This window comes from Levilactobacillus parabrevis ATCC 53295 (genome assembly GCF_001434055.1).
Classification (GTDB): Bacteria; Bacillota; Bacilli; order Lactobacillales; family Lactobacillaceae; genus Levilactobacillus; species Levilactobacillus parabrevis.
Genome location: NZ_AZCZ01000116.1, coordinates 1 through 305, shown reverse-complemented (window position 1 = coordinate 305; position 305 = coordinate 1). Strand labels below are relative to the sequence as shown.

The 305-nt window shown below is 40.0% G+C and carries 1 protein-coding gene; it reads right to left on the bottom strand.

The features are described 5' to 3' along the window. Positions 1-122 precede the first annotated feature (122 nt). A partial coding sequence (locus FD07_RS11980; protein WP_156403295.1) for an IS3 family transposase occupies positions 123-305 on the bottom strand: 183 nt, incomplete at its 5' end.

The following is a 305-nucleotide window of genomic DNA, read 5'->3' as shown; positions in this document are numbered from 1 at the left end:
TGGATTGAAGTCAATATTTGAGACAGGTTTTAAGAGACATTCAGAACCGCGTTTACCTTCCACAGCTCAAATAAATCATTAATCGTGATTAATAACTTATTTGAACCATGGAAAGCATTAAATCAGGCGGCCATTTGGCTCGTAAGTGTTGCGATTTCAACTTGTAAGGGGGTCTGGTAGCCCAGTGAACTATGAATTCTCTTCCTATTGTAGAAAGCATGCACATATTCAAAAAGGACAGCAGCGGCAGTTTCATAATTCTCAAAGACCGGCACTGGATAAACACATTCCTTTTTGAGGGAAGC